Annotated in this window: 5 protein-coding genes and 1 tRNA gene; 4 read left to right on the top strand and 2 right to left on the bottom strand. The window is 52.7% G+C overall.

Features of this window, described 5'->3' with window-relative positions; all coding sequences use genetic code 11:
- Nucleotides 1–156 precede the first annotated feature (156 nt).
- The 4 genes from QCH34_RS08835 to QCH34_RS08850 all read left to right on the top strand — a co-directional run bounded on the left by QCH34_RS08835 (nucleotide 157) and on the right by QCH34_RS08850 (nucleotide 2,187).
- Nucleotides 157–231 (top strand) — tRNA-Arg (locus tag QCH34_RS08835).
- A gap of 23 nt (nucleotides 232–254) precedes the next feature.
- The gene (locus QCH34_RS08840; protein ID WP_300332999.1) at nucleotides 255–872 is read left to right on the top strand and encodes a TMEM175 family protein; all 618 of its coding nucleotides are present in this window, start codon (nucleotides 255–257) and stop codon (nucleotides 870–872) included.
- A gap of 23 nt (nucleotides 873–895) precedes the next feature.
- Nucleotides 896–1,753 (top strand): geranylgeranylglycerol-phosphate geranylgeranyltransferase, encoded by an 858-nt coding sequence (locus QCH34_RS08845; protein WP_300333002.1) that lies wholly within the window; start codon nucleotides 896–898, stop codon nucleotides 1,751–1,753.
- Nucleotides 1,754–1,776: 23 nt separating this feature from the next.
- Nucleotides 1,777–2,187 (top strand): polymer-forming cytoskeletal protein, encoded by a 411-nt coding sequence (locus QCH34_RS08850; protein ID WP_300333004.1) that lies wholly within the window; start codon nucleotides 1,777–1,779, stop codon nucleotides 2,185–2,187.
- On the opposite strand, the gene QCH34_RS08855 is transcribed toward QCH34_RS08850, so the two are convergent.
- Nucleotides 2,143–2,853, bottom strand: coding sequence for a DUF116 domain-containing protein (locus QCH34_RS08855; protein WP_300333007.1), 711 nt, complete (start codon nucleotides 2,851–2,853; stop codon nucleotides 2,143–2,145). The genes QCH34_RS08850 and QCH34_RS08855 overlap by 45 nt on opposite strands.
- 42 nt (nucleotides 2,854–2,895) lie before the next feature.
- Nucleotides 2,896–3,618, bottom strand: a 723-nt coding sequence (locus QCH34_RS08860) for an S-methyl-5-thioribose-1-phosphate isomerase (RefSeq protein ID WP_300333010.1), incomplete at its 5' end; no start/stop codon positions are given.

Here is a 3,618-nt window from a genome sequence, read left to right on the forward strand (position 1 = left end):
AGAAGACCGGTGCAGAGCCGGGGGGGAACTGCGCAGCATCATCCTGCCATGGTATCAGAAACTGCGTTGTACCCTCGACGACCTGCACATAATTCATCAATAATTCTGGTTTTTCGCAAAACTTATACCTTCGTCACCCGAAGTATATTGGTCAGTGGGCATGTGGCCTAGTCAGGATAGGGCGTTAGCCTCCTAAGCTAATGGTCGGGGGTTCAAATCCCTCCATGCCCGTCTCTCTTCTTAAGGAGGAACAGATGTCAGATACGATCGAGGGGAGATTTCCAAAGAACCGACTCGAAGCACTGACAGACGGTATGTTTGCCATCGCGATGACCATTCTGGTCCTCGGGATTGAAGTCCCTGCCACCGCAACATACCCGGATGCAGTATCACTTGTTCTTGGCCTTCTTCCTGAACTCTACCATTATGCACTCGCCTTTGGAATGCTGATGATCCTCTGGGTCGTCCATCACCGGCAATTTGCCGTGGTTGATCATATCGACTCAAAGATCCTCTGGTCATCGGGGATCTCACTCCTCTTCATCGCCCTGATTCCCTTTTCGACATCACTCGCAACCGAATATGGGGATGACCCTCTCGCACCTATATTTCTTGAAGCAAATCTTCTGCTGATTGGAATTATCTACGCATTCATATGGCACTATACCGCCAGAAAAGGGCTCCTGAAAGCAACAATCAACCAGGAGCGGATCAGGATCACAACAGTTAGGACGCTGATCGTCCCGATCGCCTCCATCATTGCAATCACCGTTGCCCTCGCCGGTTCTACCTGGAGTACAATAGTCTACCTTGCAATCCCCTTTGTGAAGATGATCCACACCCGCCTCTCAGAGAGAGCAATGACGAAATAGATCGAGGTTCAATACATTTCCAGATGCATCTTCCGGGCATAATCAGGATCATAAGGCCGGCAAACGCCACCATCTCAGGGGCAACCGCAATCCTTGCATACTTTATAGCCACCGGAACCCTGATCCCCGAGGTACTCCTCCTCGCAGCAGCAGCCCTTCTCCTCACTGCCGCCGGAAATACGATCAATGATGCCTGTGATGCGGCAATCGATGCGATCAACCGGCCGGATCGCCCAATCCCCTCTGGCGAGCTGAGTGTGAAGACGGCATACCTCTATGCCGCTCTCCTCTTCATCGTAGGGCTATCGGCAGCGTTCTTTACCAATCCACTCTGCCTTGCAATCGCGATCATCAACAGCATACTGCTCATCCTCTATGCCCGTATCCTGAAAGGAACCGTTCTTTTTGGGAATATCGCCGTTGCGTATCTCTCCGGGAGCATCTTCCTCTTCGGCGGGGCGCTTGCCGGAGTTGACGGACTGGTAATTACGTTGCCGCTTGCCGGGATCACCCTCTTTGGAACCCTTGCCCGGGAGATCCTAAAAGATGCAGAGGATGTCGACGGGGATGCAGCAGGCGGGGCAACCACCCTCCCGATGGTAATCGGGATCAGCAAATCCGGAACAATTGCCTTTGGATCGGCCATTATAGCTGTTATTGTCAGTTTCATCCCGGTTCTCTGGTGGGGGCTTCCCTACCTTGTAGGAATCGCAGTTGTCGATCTTGCCATCCTTGGATCGGTCTGGCCGACGGTCAGGTGCACAACACCTGCCTGTATCCGGGAGCTTGGAATCACCACGCAGCTGAAGTACATGATGTATATCGCCCTCCTGATCTTCCTGATTGCAAGCGCAATAGATATCTTTATGCCAATGAAATAGTTGGTTAAGTAGAGAGGGGAGATATGCGGATATACAAACAAAAAACAACCTACCTCGCAGAACCGGGATCCTTCTTCGAAGGGAATGTCCGGATCCACGGTGATTTTATTGTGCCACAACGGACGCATTTCTGGGGCAGGCTTGTGGTAAACGGCACGCTTGAGATGGGACCTGAATGCTCGGTTGAGGGGGCAGTTGTCTGTAAAAATGCCATTATCGGGAGAGACAGCAGAATTAAAGGGCCACTTCTCGTGGATGAGAATGCAACAATCTGCGACCGGGCACATCTCCATTCGGTCGAAACCGGCGGCGATTTAGTCCTCAGGCCTGGTGTGACGGTAGGGGATGTAAAAGCTGAAAATTCGGTCCTGATCTATGGAAAGATCACATCAGGCACTCTTGTGGGGCGAAACGTCAGGATAATCGGCGACTGAAGAGGGATCGATCCCAATCGTCGCAACATCAAAGAGATCGTGCCAGTCAACGATCGTCTCGACACACCCATCTTTTGCCGTCACAACACCCATTGCAACAAGCCCGATCCGGTTGCACATCTCAAGCCCCTCTTTTACCTCCATCAGGCAGCCGACACCGATGATCCCTTTTGGATGATACTGCTGCACCATCCGCTTGATAAAAGTCGATCCTGGTATGATGAAGACATGGTATCCAAGTGCCTTCATCTTCGGGATGCCGGCACCCAGTTCACATCTCCCACATCCTACGCATGCAAGCCCTTCCGGTGTGAGATGAGCCGGGCACTGCGCTGATCTGAGGCACTGTGGCAGAAATACCGCCCTCTCATTTGGAGGGATTGCAGCAAACGCCTGGGTATTCATCCGGTTATCAAGGCGTATTAAGAACCTGAGAAGCTCTCCGGGTTCGATCCCGATTAAGGTGCAGATACTCTTCACAAACCCTTCCATCAGGACAAGAAACGGGCGGAGAAGGGCAGGGAAGAAGAGACGTCCTGAACGGATGGATGTTCCGATCAGGATCGCCATGACGATGGAGATAAAAATCAGGAAGAGAGCGACAAAGAGGGTGACCTCCCCAAGCAGTATCATCAGCCGGTTCCAGATCTCATCCTCAAAGAACATATGTAGATTTATATATGACACAGGAGACCTTAGCACCTTGCTTTATGGCATGAGCCAGGGGTGATCAAACGGATGTCGGATCAGACCCTCTTCCGTGATTATTGCGGTTATCAGGGAGAACGGTGTTCCGTCAAAGGCATAGTTTACAACCGGCACAGCATCCGGAACCGTCGTCCTGCCGAAGAGAGAGGCAATCTCCCCGCGTCCACGCTCTTCAACGATGATATCCGCCATCCGGTGTTCAGAATCGAAGGTTGATCTTGGCGCTGCCACATAGAAGGGGATCTTGTGGTATGAAGCAGAGACTGCATGCATGTAGGTGCCGATCTTGTTGAAGACACCGTCGGTGCAGATCCGATCCGCGCCGACGATCACACAGTCAATCTCCCCTCTCTGCATCAGGTATGCCGCTTCGGAGTCGATGATCGTTGTCACCGGGATTCCATCCCGTGAGAGCTCCCATGCCGTCAGCCGCGATCCCTGGAGGAGTGGGCGCGTCTCGCAGGAGATGACACGGACAGTCTTCCCCTCTTCTGATGCAGATCGTATCACCCCAAGCGCTGTTCCCCATGCAGCACAGGCAAGCGCACCTGCATTGCAGTGTGTCAGAACAGTGCAGTCATCAGGGAGAAGTAAAGCACCATGGGATCCGATCCTCCGGCAGGTCTCTTCATCCTCATCTGCTATCTGCTCTGCACAGATGAGCGCCAGTTCTGCTGCATCCGCCGGATCGCTCACCGGCTGTATTGCTGAGAGGACCCGGTC

Origin of the sequence: Methanocalculus sp. (genome assembly GCF_029762515.1) — an archaeon.
Lineage (GTDB): Archaea > Halobacteriota > Methanomicrobia > Methanomicrobiales > Methanocorpusculaceae > Methanocalculus.